This is a genomic window from Clostridium taeniosporum, from assembly GCF_001735765.2.
GTDB classification, from domain to species: Bacteria; Bacillota; Clostridia; order Clostridiales; family Clostridiaceae; genus Clostridium; species Clostridium taeniosporum.
The window spans coordinates 24,420-50,200 of sequence record NZ_CP017253.2; the positions used below are offsets into that span (position 1 = coordinate 24,420).

The 25,781-nt window shown below is 25.6% G+C and carries 19 protein-coding genes and 1 tRNA gene; 12 read left to right on the forward strand and 8 right to left on the reverse strand.

Annotated features, from left to right (window positions below):
* The first annotated feature begins 6 nt into the window (after positions 1–6).
* Positions 7–3,741 (forward strand): helicase-exonuclease AddAB subunit AddA, encoded by a 3,735-nt coding sequence (gene addA / locus BGI42_RS00120; RefSeq protein WP_069678403.1) that lies wholly within the window; start codon positions 7–9, stop codon positions 3,739–3,741.
* Between the two features lie 101 nt (positions 3,742–3,842).
* On the opposite strand, the gene BGI42_RS00125 is transcribed toward addA, so the two are convergent.
* Positions 3,843–5,012, reverse strand: coding sequence for a L,D-transpeptidase (locus tag BGI42_RS00125; protein WP_242984734.1), 1,170 nt, complete (start codon positions 5,010–5,012; stop codon positions 3,843–3,845).
* A 154-nt stretch (positions 5,013–5,166) separates the two neighbouring features.
* Between BGI42_RS00125 and BGI42_RS00130 the strand changes: the two genes are divergently transcribed.
* Positions 5,167–5,976 (forward strand): DUF1189 domain-containing protein, encoded by an 810-nt coding sequence (locus BGI42_RS00130; RefSeq protein WP_069678404.1) that lies wholly within the window; start codon positions 5,167–5,169, stop codon positions 5,974–5,976.
* Positions 5,977–6,030: 54 nt separating this feature from the next.
* Here BGI42_RS00130 and BGI42_RS00135 read toward each other — a convergent pair whose 3' ends face one another.
* Positions 6,031–7,200 (reverse strand): dicarboxylate/amino acid:cation symporter, encoded by a 1,170-nt coding sequence (locus BGI42_RS00135; RefSeq protein ID WP_069678405.1) that lies wholly within the window; start codon positions 7,198–7,200, stop codon positions 6,031–6,033.
* A gap of 337 nt (positions 7,201–7,537) precedes the next feature.
* Between BGI42_RS00135 and BGI42_RS00140 the strand changes: the two genes are divergently transcribed.
* The 3 genes from BGI42_RS00140 (at position 7,538) to BGI42_RS00150 (ending at position 9,853) form a co-directional block, all read left to right on the forward strand.
* Positions 7,538–8,434: a sensor histidine kinase gene (locus tag BGI42_RS00140; RefSeq protein ID WP_069678406.1), complete on the forward strand. Its 897-nt coding sequence runs from the start codon at positions 7,538–7,540 to the stop codon at positions 8,432–8,434.
* Positions 8,435–8,489: 55 nt separating this feature from the next.
* Positions 8,490–8,564: transfer RNA gene (locus tag BGI42_RS00145), tRNA-Arg, on the forward strand.
* Positions 8,565–8,713: 149 nt separating this feature from the next.
* Entirely contained in the window at positions 8,714–9,853 is a 1,140-nt protein-coding gene (locus BGI42_RS00150) for a Card1-like endonuclease domain-containing protein (RefSeq protein WP_069678407.1), read from the forward strand.
* 48 nt (positions 9,854–9,901) lie between these two features.
* On the opposite strand, the gene BGI42_RS00155 is transcribed toward BGI42_RS00150, so the two are convergent.
* Entirely contained in the window at positions 9,902–10,795 is an 894-nt protein-coding gene (locus BGI42_RS00155; protein WP_069678408.1) for a phosphatidylserine decarboxylase, read from the reverse strand.
* Between the two features lie 157 nt (positions 10,796–10,952).
* Between BGI42_RS00155 and BGI42_RS00160 the strand changes: the two genes are divergently transcribed.
* From BGI42_RS00160 to BGI42_RS00170, 3 genes are all read left to right on the forward strand, one after another.
* Positions 10,953–11,537 (forward strand): TetR/AcrR family transcriptional regulator, encoded by a 585-nt coding sequence (locus tag BGI42_RS00160; RefSeq protein ID WP_069678409.1) that lies wholly within the window; start codon positions 10,953–10,955, stop codon positions 11,535–11,537.
* 477 nt (positions 11,538–12,014) lie between these two features.
* On the forward strand, positions 12,015–13,730 hold the full coding sequence (locus tag BGI42_RS00165) for a ferredoxin hydrogenase (RefSeq protein ID WP_069681006.1): 1,716 nt from the start codon (positions 12,015–12,017) through the stop codon (positions 13,728–13,730).
* A 286-nt stretch (positions 13,731–14,016) separates the two neighbouring features.
* Complete coding sequence (locus BGI42_RS00170) at positions 14,017–14,805, forward strand: HAD-IIB family hydrolase (protein WP_069678410.1); 789 nt, start codon at positions 14,017–14,019, stop codon at positions 14,803–14,805.
* A 200-nt stretch (positions 14,806–15,005) separates the two neighbouring features.
* Here BGI42_RS00170 and BGI42_RS00175 read toward each other — a convergent pair whose 3' ends face one another.
* On the reverse strand, positions 15,006–16,232 hold the full coding sequence (locus tag BGI42_RS00175) for an IS256 family transposase (RefSeq protein WP_069678411.1): 1,227 nt from the start codon (positions 16,230–16,232) through the stop codon (positions 15,006–15,008).
* Between the two features lie 142 nt (positions 16,233–16,374).
* Positions 16,375–17,970, reverse strand: coding sequence for an ABC-F family ATP-binding cassette domain-containing protein (locus tag BGI42_RS00180; protein ID WP_069678412.1), 1,596 nt, complete (start codon positions 17,968–17,970; stop codon positions 16,375–16,377).
* 612 nt (positions 17,971–18,582) lie between these two features.
* Here BGI42_RS00180 and BGI42_RS00185 point away from each other — a divergent pair.
* Positions 18,583–19,896 (forward strand): sodium-dependent transporter, encoded by a 1,314-nt coding sequence (locus BGI42_RS00185; RefSeq protein ID WP_069678413.1) that lies wholly within the window; start codon positions 18,583–18,585, stop codon positions 19,894–19,896.
* 97 nt (positions 19,897–19,993) lie between these two features.
* On the opposite strand, the gene BGI42_RS00190 is transcribed toward BGI42_RS00185, so the two are convergent.
* Positions 19,994–20,242, reverse strand: coding sequence for a hypothetical protein (locus BGI42_RS00190; protein WP_069678414.1), 249 nt, complete (start codon positions 20,240–20,242; stop codon positions 19,994–19,996).
* Between the two features lie 114 nt (positions 20,243–20,356).
* On the opposite strand from BGI42_RS00190, the gene BGI42_RS00195 reads away from it, so the two are divergent.
* Entirely contained in the window at positions 20,357–20,656 is a 300-nt protein-coding gene (locus BGI42_RS00195; protein ID WP_069678415.1) for a hypothetical protein, read from the forward strand.
* Positions 20,657–20,789: 133 nt separating this feature from the next.
* Here BGI42_RS00195 and trhA read toward each other — a convergent pair whose 3' ends face one another.
* Positions 20,790–21,437, reverse strand: coding sequence for a PAQR family membrane homeostasis protein TrhA (gene trhA, locus BGI42_RS00200; RefSeq protein ID WP_069678416.1), 648 nt, complete (start codon positions 21,435–21,437; stop codon positions 20,790–20,792).
* Positions 21,438–21,655: 218 nt separating this feature from the next.
* On the opposite strand from trhA, the gene BGI42_RS00205 reads away from it, so the two are divergent.
* Positions 21,656–22,237: a DUF1836 domain-containing protein gene (locus BGI42_RS00205; RefSeq protein ID WP_069678417.1), complete on the forward strand. Its 582-nt coding sequence runs from the start codon at positions 21,656–21,658 to the stop codon at positions 22,235–22,237.
* A complete protein-coding gene (locus tag BGI42_RS00210; protein ID WP_069678418.1) occupies positions 22,238–23,938 on the forward strand; it encodes an ABC-ATPase domain-containing protein in 1,701 nt (566 codons plus the stop codon).
* A 248-nt stretch (positions 23,939–24,186) separates the two neighbouring features.
* Here BGI42_RS00210 and BGI42_RS00215 read toward each other — a convergent pair whose 3' ends face one another.
* Entirely contained in the window at positions 24,187–25,542 is a 1,356-nt protein-coding gene (locus BGI42_RS00215) for a YjiH family protein (RefSeq protein ID WP_069678419.1), read from the reverse strand.
* Between the last annotated feature and the right edge of the window lie 239 nt (positions 25,543–25,781).

Below are 25,781 nucleotides of genomic sequence, written 5' to 3' on the forward strand. Positions count from 1 at the left end.
TAATTTATGAGTGGAACAAAATGGACTGATGAACAGCTAAAAGCAATTACAACTAGAGATTGTAATTTATTAGTTGCAGCAGCAGCAGGTTCAGGAAAAACAGCTGTTTTAGTAGAAAGAATTATAAAGATAATTACTAATGAAGAAAATCCTATAGATATTGATAAACTTTTAGTTGTTACATTTACAAGTGCAGCAGCAGCAGAGATGAGAGAAAGAATAGCTAATGCAATATCAAAAAAATTAGATGAAAATCCAACATCTAAAAATCTTCAAAAACAATTAACTTTGTTAAACAGGTCTAATATTATGACTATTCACTCTTTTTGTTTAGATGTAATAAAAAATAATTTTCATAAGATAGATTTAGATCCATCATTTAGAATATGTGATCAAACTGAAGGCATACTTTTAAAGATGGAGATAATAGATGAATTATTTGATGACAAATATGATGAAGAAGATGTGGAATTTTTAAGATTTGTTGAAGCATTTAGTAATTATAAAAGTGATAATCCATTAAAAGAATTGGTTTTGAGTTTATATAATTTTACTATGGCAGGGCCATGGCCAAAGAAATGGTTAGAGGAATCGGCAGAAGAATTTGATATAGACACATTAGAAGAATTAGATAGAACTAATTGGATAACTGTATTAAAAGATAGCATAAAAATAGAGTTAGAAGGCTATATAAAGATGATGCAAAAAGCTATTGAGTTAATTGAAGAAACTGATGGTTTAGAACCTTATTTTGAAGGATTTAGTAGTGAGTTAGATTTAATAGTTAATGCTTATAACAATATAGATTCTGATTTAAGCAATTTATATAATTCATTAAATTTAATAAGTTTTAAGAGATTAAAAACTATAAAGAAAAGTACTGTAAGTGATGAAAATGTACAAAGTTTAGTTAAACAAATTAGAGATCAGGTTAAAAAGAAAATATCAGCTTTAATTGAAGGTACTTTTATAGATGCTCCAGAAAAAATGCTTGAGAATATAAAGAAATCTTATTCATATATAAAACAATTAACAAAACTTACTTCTGAGTTTATAGACAGATTTAATGCAAAGAAAAAAGAGAAGAACATACTAGATTTCAATGATTTAGAGCATTTATGCTTAAAGATTTTAATTGAAGAAAATGAGAAGCATCAGATAGTACCATCAACAATAGCTTATAAATTTAAAGATTATTTTGATGAAGTTCTTGTAGATGAATATCAAGATTCTAATAGCGTTCAAGAAGCTATAATAGAGTTAGTATCAAGAAAAAATTCAGATATTCCTAACGTGTTTATGGTTGGAGATGTAAAGCAAAGTATATATAAATTTAGGCAAGCAAAACCAGAATTATTTATAGATAAATACAATAATTATTCTTTAAATGATGGACTTAACAGAAAAATTCAACTTTATAAAAATTTTAGAAGTAGAGAAGAGGTAATAAATGGGGTTAATTATATATTTAAATCAGTTATGTCTAAAACTATAGGAGAATTAGAATATACTGATGCTGAGGCTTTAAATTTAGGTGCAAATTTTCCTGAAAATAAAAATAATGAAGAAGTAGTAGGTGGACCAATTGAGGTTCATATTTTAGATAAAAGTAATAAGGAAGAAGTTAATGAAGAACCCAAATTAAAGGAAGATGAAGAGGAAATAGGTGACATAAATTTAGAGGCTAGAATTATAGTAAACAGAATTAATGAATTAATGTCTAAAAAAGATGGAACTACATTTAGAGTTCTAGATAAAGATACAGGTGAATATAGGGACTTAAAATATAAAGATATAGTAATTCTTTTAAGAGCAACTAAAAACTGGTCAGAAGTATTATTAGATGAACTAGGATTAGCAGGAATACCAGTATATTCAGATACAGGATCAGGGTATTTTGAATCAATTGAAATAAGAACTATTATGTCATTATTAAAAGTAATAGATAACCCAATGCAAGATGTTCCTATGCTTTCATTATTAAGTTCTCCTATTATAGGGTTAAGTGCAGAAGAACTTAGTGATATTAGGCTTGTAGATAACGAAAGGTATTTTTATGAAAATATAATTAGAATTACTACTGAAAAATTAATTTCTAAAGAGTTACAAGAAAAATGCGAGTATATATTAGCTAGTATTGACAAATGGAGAAGAAAATCAATATACATGCCTATAGATGAGTTTATATGGTATCTATATATGGATACGGCTTATTATGGTTATGTAGGTGCTATGCCTAATGGAGTGCTAAGACAAGCAAATTTAAAGGTATTATTCCAAAGAGCAAGACAGTTTTCAGATACCAGCTTTAAGGGATTATTTAATTTTATCAATTTCATAAATAAGTTAACTAAATCATCAGGTGATATGGGAAGTGCTAAAATATTAGGGGAAAATGAAGATGTTGTTAGAATTATGAGTATTCATAAAAGTAAGGGATTAGAATTTCCAGTAGTATTTTTAGCTGGAACAGGTAAAAACTTTAATTTAATGGATTTAAATAATAAGATACTTTATCATGAGGAATTAGGTTTAGGTCCAGAGTATATTAATTTAGAGAATAGAACTAGTATAACCACTTTACCTAAAGAAGCAATTAAAAAACGAATGAAATTAGAAACATTATCTGAAGAAATGAGAATTTTATATGTAGCATTCACTAGAGCAAAGGAAAAATTAATTATAACTGGAGCTGTAAGAAATACAGAAAAATCTATTGAAAAATGGATTAATTCATCAGTGTTAGATAAAGAGGTTGTATTGCCATATGAAGTGTCAAAAGGAAAATCATATTTAGATTGGATTGGAATGGCTTTATGTAAGCATAAAGATGGTGAGATACTTAGAAGAAAGCTAGGATTTTCTAGTGAAATGTGTAAAGATGATTTATCAAATTGGAAGATAAGCATTTGGAATAAGAACGAATTAAATATAGATGATGAAATAGAAGAAAATAAAGATGATGATGAAATGAAAATCTCAATCTTAGATAGGGATATAGATTCTAAAATCAAAAATGAAGTTTATAGAAGATTAAGTTATGAATATGAATTTAAAGAATCTACTAAACTTACAAGTAATGTATCTGTATCAGATTTAAAAAGAAGAAATATGGAAGAAGATATAGATACTCTTGAAATTTTTGATTTCAAGGAAGATACTGATGAAAAAAAAGATGTAATTACGCCTAAATTTCTTCAAGAAGAAAAGGGGTTATCGGCAGCTGAAAGAGGAACAGCTATTCACTTTGTAATGAAAAAAATAGATTTAAATAGAGTAAATACATTAATTGAAATCAAAAAACAATTAAATGAATTATACGATGAGGAATTTATATTACAAGAAGAATATAGCTCTATTAATCCATACAGGATATTAAATTTCTTTAAGAGTGATTTAGGAAAGAAAATGTTACAAATATATAATGAAGGTGGAAAAATTTATAGAGAAGTTCCATTTTATACTGAAATAAGTAGTTTAAAAGTAGATGAGTCTTTACCAGAAAAATATTCTAAAGAAAAAATAAGATTACAAGGTATAGTAGACTGTTTCTTTAAATATGATGATAAGTTAATTTTATTAGATTATAAGACTGATTATGTAGAAAACGAGGAAGAATTTAAAGAAAAATATAAACTTCAATTAGACTATTATAGTCAGGCAATATTTAAAATGATAGGAAAAAAAGTTGATAAAAAATATCTATATTCATTCTATTTAGAAAAGGAGATCTTAATATAAAAGTATTAATATTTTTATATTAAAAATAAGTGAATGACTTAATGTATGGGTAAATTATTAAGTCACTCACTTTTTATATATTTATTGGGGGGGATAATTAGCTATTTAATTATAACTTTAGTATCTCTTGGTATATTATTATATATCCATTTAGCGTCACTTAGTGCTAATCGGATACAACCATGAGAAGATTTTTTATTTAAAGTAGTATCAACTACTGTAGTTTTATCTTTAGCATATGGAACAGAATGAAATAATATGTCACCATCTATCTGAGTCCAATACTTTCCACCTTGTTTAAACTTATTTGAAAAGAACCATTTTCCTTTTTCTTTAATAGAAAAAGCACCACAAGGAGTTGGTTCAGAATCTATTCCAGTAGAACAGGAAAATGTTTTATTTAAGCTCCATTTATTAGATTTGCCTTTATAAATATTAGTCTTTTGGGCATTTATGTCTATAAATATTAAATAAGGAGTATTACTTACTAAATTTAATTTATTTATGTTTTGTGAAGAAATATTATTTATACAATAATTTGATACTGCTTTTGAGTCAACAGTTTTATTTAAATATTCTTGTTTACTAGATTTAATTTCAGAGATTTTTGTTTTTATATCTTCATCACTATTTAAAATAGATGGAAGATTAGATAATTGTTTTAATGCTTTACTATAATAATCTTTAGAGCATAATTTATCACATTGAGCGAATAAATCTTTTTTTATTTCATCTTTAGATTTTTTTAAATAAATGAGTGATTCACTATAATTTAAGTCTAATGGAGATAATGTTGAAAAATTAGTTATAGCTTCATAATATTCTTTATTATTAAAATGTTCTATTCCATTAGAATAATTATCTATTGAATTTTGAAGTTTTTCTATGGAATTAGCGAATTCAATTACCTCCTGAGAATTAAATCCATACCTATTTATTTCATTAACTTTGATTAAAGCTTCATTAGTATTTAATTTAGAGTCATCCAAACTACTTTTTAATGTATTTATATTATCTGAAAAATAGTTTTTTAAATCTTTTTTTAACATTAGGTTTTTAATTGGATTTAGATTTTCTCTTGTTAGTAATATATTGTTAGCTTCAGAAAATTTATTAACTTCAAAGTTTATTTTAAAATCATTAACTAATTTTTTATATTCATGCACTTGTAATAGTGTAGTTAATGAAACTAAACCAAATAATAAAGTACACATTATATATTTATTTATATGAATATATTTATTTATATGGATATTTTTAATTAATTTCAAAATATACCTCCTATTCTTAGTTAATATAAAATATATTATTTTTATTATTAACATAAATAACCAATACTAAACATTTATATTTTATAAAATAGGAAGTATATGTTAATATATTTAGTAGTGACATTCTTATTAAAAAAGGATATTGGAGGAAATCATGGATAATAGGGATAATTTTTTTAAAAAGTTTATTAATTGTACTTATAATTTAAAAGCACTAATGACATATCCTAAATATGGAATAGGAAAAGCTATATTATATGTATTTTTAATTACTATTCTTTTGGGTGGACTAAGGGGAATAACAATTGGATACAGAATGGATAAGGAATTAGGTAATTTAAATTCAACACTACAAAACAGTGAATATAAATTTAATATAGAAGATGGAATACTTCATGCAGAAAATTCACCATTAAAATTAGAAGGAATATCTAGCTTAATATATATTGATGAAAATAAAAGTTTAAATGAGATTGATGATTTAAGAGATTTAACAGTACATAATGATAATAATATATTGTTTTTAAAAGATGGAGTATATTTACAAGCAGAATCTTATAAGCAACAAGCTCATTATAAAGATTTAATTGGTGATAATAGATTAGATAATAATATTTTGCTTGGAGAATTATCTTATGTGTTAAAAATATTAGTGGCTATCGTAATTTTATATACAATATTAATAACATTTATAAATACACTAATAAATTGTTTATTTGCGACTATCTTTGCATCATTTGCACTACTTATTATGAGAATGTTTATGAAGTATAGCATATTATACTCATTAACTTTATATACATGTACATTACCACTTATTTTTCAAGTTGTATTGCAAATTATTTTTCCAAACATAGACTTAGATACTATGTTTATAGTTGGAACTTTAGTATATGTAATATTTATATTAAAGTATATAAAAGGTGAAATGATAAATAACAAAATAAATAAAGATAAAATATAGAAAAGATATATCATTAGGTTTTTTAAAACTTAATGATATATCTTTTTATTAAATTTATTTATCTTTAAATTTATTTACAAAATAATCTACTATTAATGATAAAGCACCATCACCAGTAATATTAGTTGCAGTACCAAAACTGTCTTGAGCTGCATGTAATGCAATCATTATAGGTTTTTCTATATTACCAAACCCTAGCATAGATTCTAATAAACCAAGGGCAGCCATAACACCACCTCCAGGAACTCCAGGTGCAGCTACCATTGTTATTCCAAGCATTAATATAAATGGAATCATAGTATATAAAGTAGGCATTTGTCCTCTCATTAGCATTAAACCAATTGAAGTTAATACTAAAGTTATAGTGTCTCCTGCTATATGTATTGTAGCACATAAAGGGACAACTAAATCAGCAACTTCCTCAGATACATTATTTTCTCTAGTACAATTTAATGTAACTGGTATAGTAGCAGCAGATGATTGTGTTCCTACAGCTGTAAGATATGCAGGAATCATATTCTTTAATAATTTAAAAGGATTTTCTTTCTTAAGTGCACCAGCTATAGAATACTGACATAATATATATAAAAATTGTAATATAAACAATATTAAATAAATAGTAGCGAAAGATTTTATAGTAGTAAATATTTCACCACTTAAACTTAATTTAGCAAATATAGCAGCAATATAAAGTGGAACAAGTGGAATAAGAATTTTAGAAATAATCATTGAAACTATTGAGCTAAATTCATGAAATCCCTTTAATAATGAGCTATTATTTATTTTTGAAAGTCCTATACCAAAAATAAATGAAAACACTAAAGCAGACATTATATTAACTATAGGTGGTATTTCAATAGTAAAATATGGTTCAATTTTAACTGCTTCAGTTGATATTAATGTAGCTGTCTTTATTATTTTAGGAAGAAAAGATATTCCTATAAAGTAAGCAACCATACCAGATATAATAGTTGATATGTACGCTAATATTGTAGTACCTACAAGCACTTTTCCAGAATTTTTTCCAAGTGAAGCTATACCAGGTACAATAAATGCTATTATTATCAATGGTATAACAAATGATAAAAAGCTTCCGAATAAAGCACTAAAAGTAGCAAGTATTCTTATTGGAAACATTATATTTAAATTTTTACATGTTAAACCTAATATTATTCCTAAAATTAAAAATGTAAATATTCTTTTGATTAGAGATAAATTCTTCAATTATAAATCCCCCTCTTATAATTAGTGTTCATATATAAAATACAAGTGTATTTATTATAGATACAACTATATCATTAAATTATTACTTAGGTCAACAGTTATATAAAATTTTACTGAAAATAATAAAATTATTGTATATTTTACAAATAGGTTGCATAGAATTTAAAAATAATATGCATCATTATGAATTATTTTTTATAATTTTAGATTATTTTTATTATTGAAGTTATATAAAAATGTTAAAAAATGGTTGTTACTAATTATAGTATGTGATAATATAAAAGTATGAAATTCAAAAATTTGGAAAAAATATATTGATTATAAGGAGAAACTGTAAATGAGTGTAGTAAAAAAAATTACAAACAATTTCATGGAAGAAAGTGAAGAATTAAGTAGATTAGAACTTTCAAAATTAACAAAAGAAGAGCTAATTGATAAGTACATGGATATGAACAATTGTAAAAATTTACAAGAAAATCTCCTTTTAAATATTTCTCATGATTTAAGATCTCCATTAAATGTAATTTTAAGTATACTTCAATTTTATGAATCAGGTTACATAAATGGTAGTGACAATATGAATAAATATATGACTAGTATAAAGAGAAATAGTTATAGGATGTTGAAACTTATAGATAATCTTATAGATACAACACGATTAGAAAAGAAATATTATAAGATAGAAAGAAGAAATTTAGATATTGTTAAATTAATTGAAAATACTATTACTTCAATAGATAAATATGCAAAGCAAAAAAATATATCATTAATATTTGATACAAATGTTGAAAAATGTATTATGGCAATTGATCCAGAAGCAATAGATAGAATAATTATGAATCTTTTATCTAATGCTATAAAATTCTCTTATAATAATGGAAATATATATATTAATTTATGGAAGAAAAATAATGAATTAAATATATCAATAAAAGATGAAGGTATGGGGATTCCATTAAAAGAACAAAATAAAATTTTTAATAGATTTATGCAATCATCTAATCATAAAAAAATAGAGCAATCAGGAAGTGGTATAGGCTTAGCATTAGTGGAAAACTTGACTAAAGCTCACAATGGAAGAATATCATTAAAGAGTGAAGAAAATATGGGAAGTGAGTTTATAGTAAAATTACCAATAATAAAATTAAGTGAAAATAATGAAAAGAATCATGTAATTAATTCAAAAACTAATGTTGAAATGTTAGAAATAGAATTTTCGGATATTTATTTATAAACTTGCTAATTATTATTGCTTGTGATAATATATTTATTGGAAATAAAATTAATATGGAGCGTTAGTTAAACGGATATAACTTACCGCTACGGACGGTACATTAAGGGTTCGATTCCTTTACGCTCTGCCACAAAAAGACTTAGCTATATTTTAGTTAAGTCTTTTTTTATAAATAAAAATAAGAATAAACCTTACAGAAGACTTATAATAAATAAACATATTAATAAATGCTAATAATAAGAGAAATGATAGTTATAGATGTAAAGGTGGAACTTATTGATGAAAAAAGATATTTTAATTAACTTAATAGATGAGCATAATGAAGGAAATTTATTGGCTACTGATAAATTTAGACCTGATAGAGTAATTTATTTAGGAAATAGAGAAGATTTTCAGTTATATGAAAAGTTAAAGAAATATCATATAGAGATTTTTCCAAGTATTGAAATAGAAAATTATAATATAGGCGAAGGAAATATAAAAGAAATAGAAAATTTATTAAATAAATTAGATGTAGAAAAAACTATAATAAATGTGACTGGTGGAAAGAGAATAAATTCATTAATTTTAACAAATAAAGCATTACTCAAAGGATTTAAGTCTATATATATAGATATATTAAATAAAAGAATATATGAATTTGGAAATGAAACTAAAAGCAACTTAGTAGAGTTTAAAGACATATATTTAGAGGATATATTGAAAATAACTGGTGTAAATATTTTATTAGATTCCAGTAAAATAAGTAGATATTCTGATGTAATTAATATAACAAAGAAGATATATTATAATTTAGGAATATGGTATAAATATAAGAAACTTTTATATGATAATAATTTATTTATTCATGATTATTCCCAAGGAAATAAAGTAACTATAAATATACTTAATTTACATGAGAATGATGAAAAAAGAATATTAAATTCTTGTTTAAATTATTTAGAAAATATTGGTGCAATAAAATATAGAAAAAATAAAAATAATATAGAAGTTTATTTTCAAAAAGATTATTTAAAGGGATTTATATTTAAGAGTGGTACTTGGTTAGAGGTATTAACGAATATAGTTGTTAGAGAAATTAAAGAAATTGATGATGTTAAGAGTGGAGTTACATTTGTATGGAATAATACTGAAAGTAAAGTTAAAAATGAATTAGACGTATTAGCTGTAAAAGATGATGTTTTAATATGCATATCATGCAAAGATAGTGCTAAATATGATGAAGATGCATTAAATGAATTAGATGTATATAGTAAAAGATTAGGTGGAAAAAATTCAAAGAAAATATTAGTTGCAACTCAAGAACCATGTAAAAGGTGCATTAAAGAAAGAGCTGAAATGATGGGGATTAGTTTAATTATATTAGATAAAGATATAGATAAATTTAAAAATGAGTTAAAAAGAGCAATTATTAAATAATAAAAAAGACTTAGTTACTATGTGTTTGTAGCAATTAAGTCTTTTTTATTATTTAGAGATTTTAGTTCCAATCTTTTCTCCAAATAATACTTTACATTCATAGCCTTGTTTTGATTGTTCTAAAACATCAGAATCTATTTGTACTTTATCTTTTTCTAAGAATAGGATAGTTGTAGATCCACCAAATTTAAAGTATCCTTTTTCTTCACCCTTTATTACTCTTTTATTAGGTGTATATGTTTGAATTATTGAACCAACACAAGTAGCCCCTACTTCTATTGTTAATATTTCACCAAAGTTTTCTGATTTAAATAAGCACCATTCTCTTTTATTTTCACAAAATAATTTTGGAATTGAATTAAGAGCTATAGGATTTACTGAATAATAATTCCCTTTTATCTTGTGAGTTTCACAAGGAATACCAGAATCTACAAAGTGAAATCTATGATAATCAGTAGGACATAATCTTAAAATTATGCAAATTCCATTTCGATATTTTTCTGCTATTACATCATTTTTTATTAATTCTTTTAAACTATACGTTAAGCCTTTTATTTGAACAATATTATTTAAATCTATATTATCATAAATAGTAATTCTTCCATCTCCAGGAGAAATAAAAATGTCTTTATTTTGATCTATTGGTCTTGAAGTAGATGTTAAATTTCTAACAAAGAAATCATTAAATGAATTAAATTCAGAAATATCTTTTTCTGCAATACTCATATCAATATTAAAGTCTTTAACAAAGTCAGGTATTTTTTTAGCACTAAATTTTGTATCACAAAATTTACCATAAATTTTTGAGAAAATTTTTCTTTTTGTAATTAATTCTGTTATGCTTTTTCCTATTGGTGTTTCATAAGTCCATTTAATAAATTTCTTACCAGCGATATTTTCTTCTTCATATTCGTGGGTAATTCTGTTATATACTTTAATCATAAATACCTCTTCCTATTAGTTTAATATATTTATATATTATATACTGATTCTATCATATATATTTTAAATATCAAAAAAATGCAATGAAAAAGTAATAAATAGTAAAATTTTAGTGATATAATATAATTATTATCAGTTATGAAAATGAGGGATTGGTGTGAATAAAACAAAGAAATTGATTTTTGATTCTGCAATAGAAGTTTTTTCAAAATCAGGGTATAGGGGAGCAACAATGGATGAAATAGCAACCAATGCAGGGCTTGCTAAGGGAACACTATATTATAATTTTAATAGTAAGGAAGAGATATTTAATTTTATAGTTGATAACGGACTTAAAATACTTAATGATGAGATTATAGCTATAGATGAATCAAATGATGATATAATAGAAAAGTTAAAAAAAATATGTAAAATACAATTAACTTTTCTTTATGAGCATAATAGCTTTTTTAGAGTGGTAATGAGTCAATTATGGGGAGATGAAGAGAGACAAGTTATTTTACGTGAAAAGGTAAGAAGTCATATAAAGCAAATAGAACTTTATATACAAATAGGTATAAAAGAAGGCTACATTAGAAACGGTGATAGTGAAGTTATAGCTTATGAATTTTTTGGAACATTATGCTCGGCAGCTATATATGAATTAATAAATATAGACAAAGTCAGTTTAGAAGATATAATCAATAAAACTTTAGGATTTATATTTAACGGTTTAATAAGTCACATTCAAATAAATAACTAGTCAGTATGCTAGTTTATTTTGTGAACTACTTTTTACTTAGAACCTACTAATAGCACAACTATTAGCAGAACTATTAGCAGAACTAAAGTCATTGTATTTCACAAAATATCCCTGGCATTTTTGACGTGTTATTTATTTTCATATTCTTAAATAAGGAATTATAAAAAAATTTTAATTGAAATATTTATTCTAAAAGATATATAATAAATTAGTCTATCCTAAAAATTGTTTTAGGATAGTTTTTTTGGTTTAAAATAAAAAATATTTAAGTCAATAAAATACATATATTTGATTTTTTAAAAAAATATATAATTAATACATTTTTTATCCAATAAAAATTATTAATTAATACTTATTTTTAATGAACAAGTATGTTAAAATTATAACGTTAATTAAAATATGTATTAAAATATAAATACGTATAGTTAAATAAAGTATATTAAAAACGGGGAGGTTCATTTAGTGGCATACATAGTAATGAATGAAAAAGAGGTTTCTGTTAAAGAAGAAGGTAAAACTATTTTAGAAGTGGCATTAGAGAATAATATAGACATACCAACCTTATGCTATTTAAATGATTGTAGTAACACAGGAAAATGTGGAGTGTGTGCAGTTGAAATAGAAGGACAAGATGAATTAGCATTAGCTTGCGAAACAGTAGTTCAAGATAAGATGGTTATAAGAACTGATTCAGAAAAGGTACAAGAATCTGTTAAATCAAGAGTAGCTGAATTGTTAGACAAGCATGAATTTAAATGTGGTCCTTGTAAAAGAAGAGAAGATTGTGAATTTTTAAAATTAGTAATAAAAACTAAGGCTAGAGCAAACAAGCCATTTATAGTCAAAGACAAATCAGAATACATAGATGATAGAAGTAAATCAATTGTTATAGATAGAAGCAAATGTGTACTTTGTGGAAGATGTGAAGCTGCTTGTAGTGATAGAACAGCTACAAATTCTATAAAAATTGTTGATGATAATGGTAATAAGAAGATATCAGCTGTTGATGGAAAATGCTTTGATGATACAAATTGTCTATTATGCGGTCAATGTATAGCAGCATGTCCAGTAGACGCGTTATCAGAAAAATCTCATACTGAAAGAGTACAAAATGCTTTAGAAGATCCAAGTAAACATGTAATAGTTGCAATGGCTCCATCAGTTAGAGCTGCAATGGGTGAAGCATTTAAAATGGGTTACGGTGTAGATGTAACAGGTAAGATATATACTGCTTTAAGAATGTTAGGATTTGATAAAGTATTTGATATAAACTTTGGTGCAGATATGACAATAATGGAAGAAGCAACAGAACTTATCAGTAGAATAAATGAAGGTGGTCCATTCCCGATGTTTACATCTTGTTGTCCATCGTGGGTAAGAGAAGTTGAAAATTACTTCCCAGAATTTATACATAATTTATCTAGTGCAAAGTCACCACAACAAATTTTTGGTGCTGCAAGTAAAACATATTATCCAGAAATAGAAGGATTAGATCCAAAAAATGTATTTACAGTTACTATAATGCCTTGTACTTCGAAGAAATTTGAAGCTGACAGAGAAGAAATGGAAAATAACGGATTAAGAAACATAGATGCTGTACTTACAACAAGAGAATTAGCAAAAATGATTAAAAATGCAAAAATAAATTTTGCTAGTTTAGAAGATAGTGAAGTAGATCCAGCTATGGGAGAATATACTGGTGCAGGTGCTATATTTGGTGCTACTGGTGGTGTTATGGAAGCAGCTTTAAGAACTGCAAAAGACTTCGTAGAAAATAAATCATTAGAAGAAATCGAATATAAAGAAGTAAGAGGATTAGAAGGAATCAAAGAAGCTACTGTTACAATAGGTGGAAAAGAATATAATATAGCTGTAATAAATGGAGCAGATAATGTATTTGAGTTTGTTAAGAGTGGAAAAATGGAAGAAAAACAATACCACTTTATTGAAGTAATGTCTTGTCCAGGTGGATGCGTAAATGGTGGAGGACAACCTCACGTAAATTCAAAAGATAGAAGTAAGGTTGATATTAGAACAGTAAGAGCATCAGTATTATATAACCAAGATAAGGAATTAGCTAAGAGAAAATCTCATGAAAATGCATCGTTATTAAAGATGTATGAAACATATATGGGTAAACCAGGAGAAGGATTAGCTCATAAATTATTACATGTAAAATACAAGAAAAAATAAGATGTTTATTTAAACATAATACATTTATAGATTCTATAGAGATATTAATACTAAAATAAGTTAATTGTTTTAATTATATTATTTAGTATAAAATATATTCTATAGGATCTATTTTTATATATTTTTACTTAAATGTTTTAGAATGAATTAAAGAACATTAACTAAAACATTAATTATATAAATTGATTCCTTAGTTTATTAAAATTATTTTAAAAGTATATATTATAAATTTAATTGTAATATAAAATTATAGAAAAATTTAATTAAGAGTTAGAAGAGGTGTACTATGAAGCTTTTAGCAAGTGATTTAGATGGAACTTTAGTAGCTGGAAATGAGTTACGAAATGATAAGGATTTAACTTTAATAAATAAACTTAAAGAATATGGACATAAATTAATAGTATCAACAGGTAGAAGCTATGATATGGTTATACCTTTGATGGAAAAGTATAATATAGAATATGATTATTTATTGCTTTGTAATGGAGGTTTAATCATGAATAGAGACCATGATAAGGTATTTGATGAATGGGTATCTAATAAAATTTCAAATAAAATAATAAATGATTATTATAATAATGAAACTTTAGTTTATCTTGATAATTATAAAAACTCTATTTTTATAGATAATCCTGAAATTTATAAATCTAAGGTTGGAGATATGATGGATTTCTTTACAAGAAAAATATATATAGAAGAGGCTTTATCATCAAAAGATAATTATAAAATAATAAGTTTAGCTCCTATAGATAAAGATCAAGTTAAGGCTGAAAAAATAAAAAATGATATAATAGAAAATTATGGGGAATATGTAGAAGCATATAGAAATAAATTTTTTGTTGATATAGTACCAAAAGGGTGTTCAAAGGGTAATGCACTTAAGAGGATATTAGAGGTAGAAAATATTTCAAAAGATAATCTTTATGTTGTCGGTGATTCATTTAATGATGTTTCAATGTTTAACATAACTTATAATAGCTATACATTTAATGATTCGGAAGATGAGGTTAAAGAAGTGGCTAATAATAAAGTTAACTATGTATATGAAGTTATTGAAGAGCTGTTGACTAAGTAAGTATAAAATTAAGGCTATTCCAATTAAGGAGAATGTAGAATAATTTGTGTAAATTAAATATTTTAATATATTGTATAACTGGAAATTATGTTTCCAGTTATATTTTTAATATTTTTACAAATACTAAAACTACGTGGTTTCATAATTTTAGTATGCACTAAAATAAGTATTATATACTGTAATTTTCTAATAAGTACAAGCTATATTGCTAACGCTTCCTCGATTCTATCTTTGAACATTATTTCTAATTTTAAAAGAGTTATTCCCCAATTAGCTATTGGTGAAGTCCATTTTTTCATAACTTGATCTGTTGCTAAATATAATGATTTTCGCAAAGAATCATCTGTTGGAAATACTGTTCTAATTTTAGTGAATTTTCTTAATTGCCTATTAAATCCTTCTAGTGCATTAGTAGTGTAAATCATTTTTCTAATTTCTTTAGTATATGAAAAATATGTAGACAATCTATCCCAATTTTCATACCATGAATCTATTACAGTACTATAAACATCATCCCATTTATTCTTTAGCCTATCGAGCTGCGTTAGCGCTATCTCCTCTGTATCTGCTTTATACACCAGTTTTAAGTCTTTCATAAATTCTTTTCTATTTTTATATGATACATATTTCATTGAATTTCTTATTTGATGTATTATGCAATTTTGAATACATACTTTTGGAAAAACAGCTTTAATAGCATCTGGTAATCCTCTTAAACCGTCCATACATGCAATTAATATGTCTTTAACACCACGATTATTTAAATCATTACAAACGCTAAGCCAAAATTTTGCTCCTTCGGCTTCGCCAATCCATATTCCTAATATATCTTTATAGCCTTCCATATCAACACCCATGCAAATATAAGCAGCCTTTGTAACTATTCTATGTTCGTCTCTCACTTTAAAATGAATAGCATCCATATAAACTATAGGATACACAGGATCTAACATTCTATTTTGCCATTCAGCAGCTGCAATCATTACTTTATCTGTTATTTTAGATATCATTGATGGAGATACATCTATTCCATATAATTCTTCCAGTTCGGATTGAATGTCTCTTGTAGACATTCCACGAGCATATAAACCAATTATTTTTTTATCTAATTCATTACAATCAGTTTCATATTTTCTTATAGTTCTTGGTTCAAACTCTGATTTTCTATCTCTAGGAATATCTATAGGTATCTCCCCGTAGCTGCTTCTAACATCTTTTTTTGAATACCCATTTCTATAATTCTTGTCACTATCGTTATCGGTTCTCTCATATTTTTCTCTACCTAAATGTTCTTCCATTTCAGCTTCAAGTAGTTGTTGCATAACATCTTTTAATAATCTTTGCATTAACCCATTCTTACCCACAACATCGTCCATACTTTTGCATTTCTTTATTTCTTCTTGATAATTTATATCTGGTACTCTCATTTGTAATCCTCCTCTAATATTCATAAGTATATTATTCCAAATCTACCATAAAACCATTCAAAAAAAGATGTAGTAGATTTGCTTTTACACAAATCTCACTACATCCCCCAATTAAGGAATAGCCTTTTAATTATAATATGCTTTATTTATTTGATGCAGCAAATGCTAAGTATTCATCAAAACTCATAGTTCTATCAACAATAGATCCATCATCTTTGATATCAATAATTCTATTTGCTATAGTTTGAACAAATTGATGGTCATGTGAAGCAAATAGTATGTTACTATTATAATCTCTTAATCCGTTATTTACTGCAGTGATTGATTCAAGGTCTAAGTGGTTAGTAGGTTGATCTAACATTAACACATTTGCGTTAGAAAGCATCATTTTAGATAACATACATCTAACCTTTTCTCCTCCAGATAATACATCAGCTTCTTTTAATGCTTCTTCTCCAGAGAATAACATTCTTCCTAAGAAACCTCTTATATAACTTTCAGATTTTTCTTCAGAATATTGTCTAAGCCAATCAACTAAAGACAGATGACAATCATCAAAGTATTCTGAGTTATCATTTGGGAAGTAAGAGTTTGTTATAGTTATTCCCCATTTATATTCACCACTATCTGGTTCCATTTCTCCAGCTAGTATTTTAAATAATGTAGTTACAGCAATTTCATTACCTATAAGAGCAATTTTATCACCCTTATTAACTAAGAAGTTTACATTATCTAAAACCTTAACTCCATCAATAGTTTTTGAAAGATCTTTAACAGTTAATATATCATTACCAACTTCTCTTTCAGGTTTAAATCCTACGAAAGGATATTTTCTACTTGATGGTTGAATATCATCTAATGTGATTTTATCTAACAATTTCTTTCTTGAAGTAGCTTGCTTAGATTTAGAAGCATTAGCACTAAACCTTGCAATAAAGTCTTGTAATTCTTTAATTTTTTCTTCTTTTTTCTTATTTTGATCTTTTGACATTTGAAGAGCTAATTGACTTGATTCATACCAGAAATCATAGTTACCAACATAAATCTTAATTTTTCCAAAGTCAACATCAGCCATTTGAGTACAAACTGAGTTTAGGAAATGCCTATCATGTGATACAACTATAACAGTTCCATCAAAGTTTCCTAAGAATTCTTCTAACCAGTTTACAGCCTTTAAATCAAGACCGTTAGTAGGTTCGTCTAGAATTAATATTCCAGGATTTCCGAATAAAGCTTGAGCTAAAAGAACTTTAACTTTTTCAGCTTCTTTTAATTCAGACATATTTTTAAAGTGGTAGTCAGTTCCTATTCCTAAACCTTGTAAGATTGTAGATGCTTCTGATTCTGCTTCCCAACCATTAAGTTCAGCAAATTCACCTTCTAATTCAGAAGCTCTAATACCATCTTCATCAGAAAAATCAGGTTTTGCATATATCTCATCTTTTTCTTTCATGATTTGATATAATCGTTCATTACCCATTATTACAGTTTCAAGAACTTGAAATTCATCATATTTATAGTGATTTTGTTCTAAAACTGACATTCTTGTATTAGGAGCGATTATAACTTCACCAGTATTAGCTTCAACTTCACCTGATAATATTTTAAGAAATGTACTTTTACCAGCACCATTTGCTCCAATAACTCCATAACAATTTCCTGGAGTGAATTTAAGGTTTACGTCCTCAAAAAGTTTACGTCCACCAAATCTAAGACTAACATTTGATACAGTTATCAATAAATTTCCCTCATTTCATAGAATATTTATTTCGTTATTATACCATATAAATCTACATAAAGAGAACATTTAAAGGAATTAAAAGAGTATTTATTATTGACATTTTTGTAATTAAGATGATAAAATTAAGAAAATTATAAAATTGGAGAGTAATTATTATGATATGTAATAGATTTATATTATTAAAATTAAATAATGCATATTACTGTAACTATTATAGATAAAGCTTGTATTAATAATTTTATTATAGATACAAGCTAAAGTAGAAACTTGAGTTTGTATCTATGATGGTTATAGCTATTTATTATTCTCAAATTTAACCACATGGATAATCTGTGTGGACGTAGAGTATTAGTATTGTAGGCAACCACATAGTAAAACTATGTGGTTTTTTTATTCTTTAGGAAATTATATCGTTAGAAGATATGTATACAATTTATAAAACACTGTATTTTGAATATACTATAAGTATTCCTAAAGAATAAAAAATAATCATATGCCTCACCATTATTCCTGCACTAAGCTTGGAAAGGGTGTATGGCTAAAAAAAAATCGACGCTACAAATTGGCTTGACGATTTTTTTATTCATTTATTTTAGGAGGACAGTAGAAATGGCTAAAAGAGAAAATTTTAAGAGTAGGACTGGTTTTATACTTTCGTGTATAGGGGCAGCAATAGGATTAGGAAATATATGGATGTTTCCATATAGATTAGGTCAAAATGGAGGAGCAGCTTTTTTAATTCCATACTTTATTTTTGTATTGCTATTAGGTTCAACAGGATTAATAACAGAGTTTGCTTTTGGGAGAGCATTTAAAGCAGGTTCAGCAACTGGAATTATAGCTACATTCGCTGAAAAAGGAAAAAAAGGTGGAAAGTTAGTAGCGCTAATACCTGTAGTAGGATTAGCTGGAGTATTTATGTTTTATAACATAGTTGTAGGTTGGATAATAAAATATTTTTCAATGAGTATTACAGGAGAGTTGTTTTCAATAGATGTTAATAATTTCTTTAATGGATTTTCAGGAACAGGTCAAACAATATTTTGGAATTTAATGGCTATAGTTATAACATTATCTATAATTTATGTAGGGGTAGCAAAAGGCATAGAAAAAATAAATAAAATAATTATGCCTGCATTATTTGTAATATTTATTTTACTTGCAATTAGATCACTGACACTTCCAGGAGCAATGGAAGGTGTTAAATATTTATTAAATCCTAAGTGGGAATTTTTATTAAAACCTAATACATGGATAATGGCTTTAGGTCAAGCGTTCTTTACAGTATCATTAAATGGATGTGGAATGGTTGTATACGGTAGTTATATAAAAGATGATTTTGATATACCAAAATCAGCTTTAAGTACAGCAATATTAGATACAATAGCAGCGTTACTTGCTTCATTTGTTATAATGCCAGCTGTATTTGCATTCAACTTAGATCCAATGGCAGGTCCACCATTATTATTTATAACAATGCCAACTATATTTAAAGCTATGCCAGGTGGAAGATTAATAACTATAATATTTTTCTTAAGTATATTATTTGCAGCTATATCATCATCAATTAATATGTTAGAAGGTCCAGTTGAAGCAGTAATTTCACAAACAAAACTTAATAGAAAAAAGGCATCAATTTTATTGGCTATAATAGCATTTATATTGTCAATTCCTTTAAATTTAAGTATGACTAGATTTGCTGATTTTACTAATTTTATTACTATAATAGTTTCACCATTAGCAGCACTTATAGTGTTTTTAGTATTTTACTATGTAGGAGATTCTAAAAAAGCACTTATAGAGATAAATAAAGGTGCAAGTAGAAAATTGGGAAATAACTTTATATATCTTGCTAAATATGTATTTGTAATTGTAACTATAATTGTCATATTACTTGGAATTATATATGGTGGTATTGGCTAAAGTTTTAAGATTATTTAGTTAAGGAACTTAAAAAATATAAGAAAAAGCACTACTATTTTTAGTTAAATAGAGTGCTTTTTTCATATATGTTTTTATTTTAATTATTTTTAACTACTTTTTTTAGTATAAGAATAGAATAAGTAATAGTAATAAAGACTCCTAAGAAAGAAAGTATTGTTATTATTCTTGATGACCAAGAAAGTAGAAAAATGCTTATTGTATTTAAATTAGTAGGATCAAATAGTGTAAATATAGAACCTAGGATTTCATGAACTAGATTGCTATTTAAAAGAGTTAAAACTATTCCACAAACCAATCCCATTATTAAATCTGTATATTTTTGCATACATATATCCCCTTTTTTAATTTCACGATATCATAAATTTAACACATTTACAATTAAATGTATGGTAAAATAAAAATAGATTTTTATTTTTAATTTTAAGGAGAATAAAATATAATGAAAGAATTTACTTATGATAAGAAAAAATTTGAATTAGAAAATATATTATATGATTATACAGCTATGTTTAATTCTAAGGAATTTTTACCATTAGCTTATGCAGATTTAAAAAAGATAAATTCTTCATTCCCAGATATAGAAGATAAAAATTTTTATGATAAATTAAACAATGTATTTTTAGAAAATTATAATATGAATTTGAACCAATTGGAGGAATATCTAACTAAATCATCAGAAGAGGCTGATGTTTATAGACGTATACGTATTTTTGAATTTATTAGACAAAAAAATATATAAACATGTTAGATTTAATTAATTTAAATCTAGAGTATATTTAACAATAGAGCTAATAAAAAAAAGAGCTATCATTGAAATGATTTTTTAATAATCATCCAATGATAGCTCTTTTGTTTATATAAAATTTTTATATTTAAATAATATAATTAAAAACACAAATAAAGTGACATAATGTTCCTAGCATTATAAAGATATGAAAAATTTCATGGGATCCGAAGATACCTATTTTTATTTTATCTTTCTTTAAGGCATATATTACACCACCTATTGTATACATCAAGCCACCTAATATAAGTAAGCTTACACCTACTGGTGAAAGTGCTATTGAAAGTGGATAAATTGCAAAAATGGCAAACCAACCTATAGCAATATATATAACACTACTTAACCATTTAGGACATGTAACCCAACAAATTTTAAATGCTATCCCAACTAAAGCAGATGCAGCAACGGCTATAAAAAGTTTATTTCCAATAGAATCTTGTAATGCAATTAAGCAAAATGGTGCATAAGATCCTGCTATAAGTACAAAAATCATAGAGTGATCTATTTTTTTTAGGTGTTTGATTATTTTTGAATCTGCAATCACAGAATGATAAGTTGCTGAAGCACTATACAATAAAATCATACTAATTCCAAAAAGTATAATAGATACATATTCTATTAAAGTTCCACTAGACATATTTACTTTAATTATCATTAAAATTAATCCCACTAGTGATAAAATAGCTCCTATAAGATGTGTTAATCCATTAACTGGTTCTCTTAAATATTTATTCATAAATACCTCCATACTCAATACGTAGTTTTTAAAACTATATAATAATATATTGATATTATTATATATAGTTATGTAAAAGTCAAAGGCTATTAGAAGTTATTTTTAGCCTTTTAAAGTATATTTTTAGCTATTTTCTTGAATTTTATAAGTAATACTATTAAAATTGAATATGAACAATATAACAAGTAGTTTTAAAAACTAGATTAGGAAGTGAAATAATGACAAATGATATAGAAAATATAATAGAAAACTTGAGTTTAGATAAAAAAATAAATTTAGAGGATATTCCTGAATTAGATTTATATATGGATCAGGTTATCCAACTTTTTGAAAATAAATTATCAGTTCTTAAAAGAAAAGAAGAAGATAAAGTATTAACAAAGACTATGATTAATAATTATGCTAAAGCAAAACTATTAATGAGTATAAAGAATAAAAAATATTCAAAAGAACATTTAATATTAATGAGTCTAATATATGATTTAAAAGGTGCGTTATCAATAAATGATATAAAACTTACATTAGATGATATAGTTAAAAAATATGAAAATAATGAAGAATATGATTTAAGATCTCTTTATAAAACATATTTAGAAATGAACTCTGAAGATATTAATGAATTTAGAGAATATATAAATGATAAAGAAGAGAATTTGAAAAGTCTTTTAGATAAAAATAATATATCTGGAGAATTTGAAGAAAAATTCTTACTTGTATGTTCAATGATTTCTATGAGTAATATGTATAGAAGAATGGGAGAAGCATTAATAGATAAATATTTTATGGAGGATGAAAAGTAAATGAAAAATTCTAATGATTTACGTAATGAATTAATAAGTATAGATGGGAAAGGATATAAATCATATAAGCAACTTGAAGGTATTTATAAGTTTAACTATTACACGTTATCAATAGATCATGTTCAAGGGGATCCATTTGCAACGCCTTCTAGAGTAAGAATAATAATGGATAAAAAAATTTCAAGTATTCCAGAAGAATTATTAAATAAAGATTTTAAAAGAATAGCTGTTCAAGACTATTTAACTAGAACGTTTTATAAAAATATATATTCATATAGTAGTAAAGTTTTTGGATCAGGAAAAAGTGGATTAATTTCTATAAGTAAGTGTACACAAGAAATTTTAGATAGAACTTCTATCGTAATAAGTGATAAAAAAATAGAAGCTAGAATAGAAATAGGCTTTCCAGCGAGAGGAAGAAGTGTTCTTTCAAAAGAACTAGAAAAGATTTTATTTGATTTTTTACCAAAGATAGTAGATTCATCATTAATTTATAAAAACATAGATAAAAACAAACTTATAAATCAAGTAAAATTAGTTGAAGATCAAGAATTTATAAGAAATGAGTTAAAAAGTAAAGATTTAATTGCATTTATTGCAAATGGATCTATATTACCTAGAGAATCAGGAGTATCAACTAAGCCTTTAAAGAATGGAATACCATTTAATTCACCTAAAAATCTAGAAGTTAAATTTAATTTGCCTAATAAGGGTGAAATAGTAGGTATGGGAATTAAAAAAGGTATAACAATTATAGTAGGTGGAGGGTATCATGGTAAATCCACATTATTAAATTCATTAGAACTTGGAATTTATAATCATATTGAAGGCGATGGAAGAGAATTTGTAATAACAGATAATACAGCATTAAAAGTTAGAGCAGAAGATGGAAGAGTAATTCTTAAAGATGATATATCATTATTTATAAATAATTTACCTAATAAAAAGGACACTACTAAGTTTTATAGTGAAAATGCAAGTGGAAGTACATCTCAAGCAGCTAATATAATAGAAGGAATAGAAAGTGGAACTAATGTGTTTTTAATAGATGAGGATACATCAGCTACGAACTTTATGATTCGAGATGATGTAATGCAAATGTTAGTTTCTAAAGATAAAGAGCCTATAACGCCATTTATTGAAGTTGCTAAAGATTTATATAATCAAAAGGGAATATCAACAATTATTGTTGTAGGTAGTTCAGGAGATTATTTTGATATAGCTGATACTGTGATACAAATGGATTGCTATAATATGAAAGATGTAACAAAAGAAGCTAAAAGTATTAGTCAAGGAAAAATACTTTCAAAAATACAAGAAAGAAATATTGATATAAATATAAATTTAAACAGAGTTATAAAAAAAGGTAGCATAGAAAAGAGTTATAAAGGTGTAAAAATAAAGACTTTAGGTGTAGATGGATTATCTATTAACAAAGAGAATATAGACTTAAGAGCAGTTGAACAAATTGTTGATAGTGAGCAAATTAATACAATTGGAGAAATAATGAAATGGGCAGAAGATAATGTTATAGATGGTAAGAAAACATTAATAGAAATAACAGATGAAATAATGAACTATATACAAAAGAATGGAATTATAACTATTAGTAATATAAAAGGTGGTCATGGTAGATTATCAATGCCAAGAAGACAAGAAATAATGGCTACATTTAATAGATATCGTAATTTAAAAATATAAAGTGTGTTGATATATGCATAAGTAAAGTGGACTGAGTAATTGAACTTAGGAATACTAAAATGAGTATAGTCCCATTTTAGCTTGTTCCCAATATAAAATTGTGACAAGCAGTAAATGTGAATATTAAAAGGAAACTCGACTTCGCTGAGTAAGTTCAAAAAGCAAAATATAAAATTTTGATTTTCACTTAACAATTCTCAAAGTCCAATTACAATGTCACTTTACCTATTGAATATATCAACACATATTTAAAATAATAAGTTTGCTATTAATACTATGACAGGTAATGTTATAATAGTTCTTTCTAAGAATATTATAACTAAATCTTTAAATGAAACTGGTATTTTTGAACCTAAAAGTAGTCCTCCTACTTCTGACATATATATTAATTGTGTTACTGATGTACACGCTATTATAAATCTAGTCATTTCATTTTGGATTGTTGTAGCTAATACAGATGGTATAAACATGTCTGCAAAACCAACAATTAATGTTTTAGATGCTGCAACAGCTTCAGGTACTTGTAATAACTTTAAAAATGGTATAAAAGGTAATCCAAGTATTGAAAAAAAGTTAGTATATTCAGCAATCATTAGAGCAATTCCACCCATAGACATAACTACTGGTAATACACCCATCCACATATCTACTACGTTTTTTAAACCATCTTCTATAAATGAATGAAAATTAAAGTTATCTTCAGCCTTATCAATAGCATTTTTTAATCCCCATGTAAATGGATTATATCCTTTTGGAATAAGATCTACATTTTTTTCCAATTCCCTACCATCAATATAAGCATTAGGTTTCTTTGAAAGTGGTCTTATTCTTGGAAGCACTATAGCAGCCACTATACCAGCTAAAGTAACTGTTAAATAAAAAGGAACAAACATATGTGAAAGTCCAACTTGAGTTATAACCATTAAACTAAATGTTATAGAAACAGCTGAGAATGAAGTACCAATAACAGCAGCTTCCTTTTTTGTATAAAATCCTTCCTCATATTGTTTACTAGTTAATAGTATTCCAATAGTTCCATCTCCAAGCCAAGAAGTAATACAGTCTATTGAAGAACGTCCAGGAAGCCCAAATAAAGGTCTCATTACTTTAGTAAGCAATGCTCCAACAAATTCTAATAATCCGTGATTAAGTAATAATGGTAGAAATAATCCAGCAAATAGGAACACAGCCGTTAACAATGGAAGAAGACTAAATAAAATCATTCCACCAGTACTATCAGACCAGATAAATTCAGGTCCTATTTTAAAGTAAGTCATTATAACTATTATCATACCTATTATTCTGGCACTTAACCAAGAATAGTTAACATTAAATAATGAATTTAATAATTTATTTTCGGTTTTTAAAATTTTTATTAATATACTTCCAATAGCAGAAATTGATATTAATACCAGAGATATAAGTGGTAAAACATTACCTAATGTGTCCACAACTAAATTTGAAAGAAATGCTATAGGAATTGTAAATTGTCCACCTAGCATTATTGGAGTCATAAATAATAAAATTCCTATAAGTGAAGGAATTATAAATTTCAATAATGATGAGATATTTAATCTCATAGTTGTATTTGTATTTTTATTCATTTTAATCCCCTTTTTCTTTATAAATATACAATTATTATTCTAATATATAAAAGATAAAAAAGATAGTATTATTTAAAATAAAAATTTAAATTTTATTCTTAAATGAATACTTAAATAAATATATGTTTATTTAAAAATTAGAAAATAATATGTAAAAACTTGCAGTTTAATGAACGTACTTACATATAATATATAGAAGAATTTTAGCAATATACTTTTAATTAATACTAATAACTAAG

Coding starts and splice junctions, on each gene's coding strand:
- BGI42_RS00195 (WP_069678415.1), top strand. CDS start 20,357: ATGAAAGAATTTACTTATGATAAGAAAAAATTTGAATTAGAAAATATA.
- BGI42_RS00185 (WP_069678413.1), top strand. CDS start 18,583: ATGGCTAAAAGAGAAAATTTTAAGAGTAGGACTGGTTTTATACTTTCG.
- BGI42_RS00170 (WP_069678410.1), top strand. CDS start 14,017: ATGAAGCTTTTAGCAAGTGATTTAGATGGAACTTTAGTAGCTGGAAAT.
- BGI42_RS00205 (WP_069678417.1), top strand. CDS start 21,656: ATGACAAATGATATAGAAAATATAATAGAAAACTTGAGTTTAGATAAA.
- BGI42_RS00210 (WP_069678418.1), top strand. CDS start 22,238: ATGAAAAATTCTAATGATTTACGTAATGAATTAATAAGTATAGATGGG.
- BGI42_RS00130 (WP_069678404.1), top strand. CDS start 5,167: ATGGATAATAGGGATAATTTTTTTAAAAAGTTTATTAATTGTACTTAT.
- trhA (WP_069678416.1), bottom strand. CDS start 21,437: ATGAATAAATATTTAAGAGAACCAGTTAATGGATTAACACATCTTATA.
- BGI42_RS00150 (WP_069678407.1), top strand. CDS start 8,714: ATGAAAAAAGATATTTTAATTAACTTAATAGATGAGCATAATGAAGGA.
- addA (WP_069678403.1), top strand. CDS start 7: ATGAGTGGAACAAAATGGACTGATGAACAGCTAAAAGCAATTACAACT.
- BGI42_RS00215 (WP_069678419.1), bottom strand. CDS start 25,542: ATGAATAAAAATACAAATACAACTATGAGATTAAATATCTCATCATTA.
- BGI42_RS00175 (WP_069678411.1), bottom strand. CDS start 16,232: ATGAGAGTACCAGATATAAATTATCAAGAAGAAATAAAGAAATGCAAA.
- BGI42_RS00140 (WP_069678406.1), top strand. CDS start 7,538: ATGAGTGTAGTAAAAAAAATTACAAACAATTTCATGGAAGAAAGTGAA.
- BGI42_RS00155 (WP_069678408.1), bottom strand. CDS start 10,795: ATGATTAAAGTATATAACAGAATTACCCACGAATATGAAGAAGAAAAT.
- BGI42_RS00165 (WP_069681006.1), top strand. CDS start 12,015: ATGAATGAAAAAGAGGTTTCTGTTAAAGAAGAAGGTAAAACTATTTTA.
- BGI42_RS00190 (WP_069678414.1), bottom strand. CDS start 20,242: ATGCAAAAATATACAGATTTAATAATGGGATTGGTTTGTGGAATAGTT.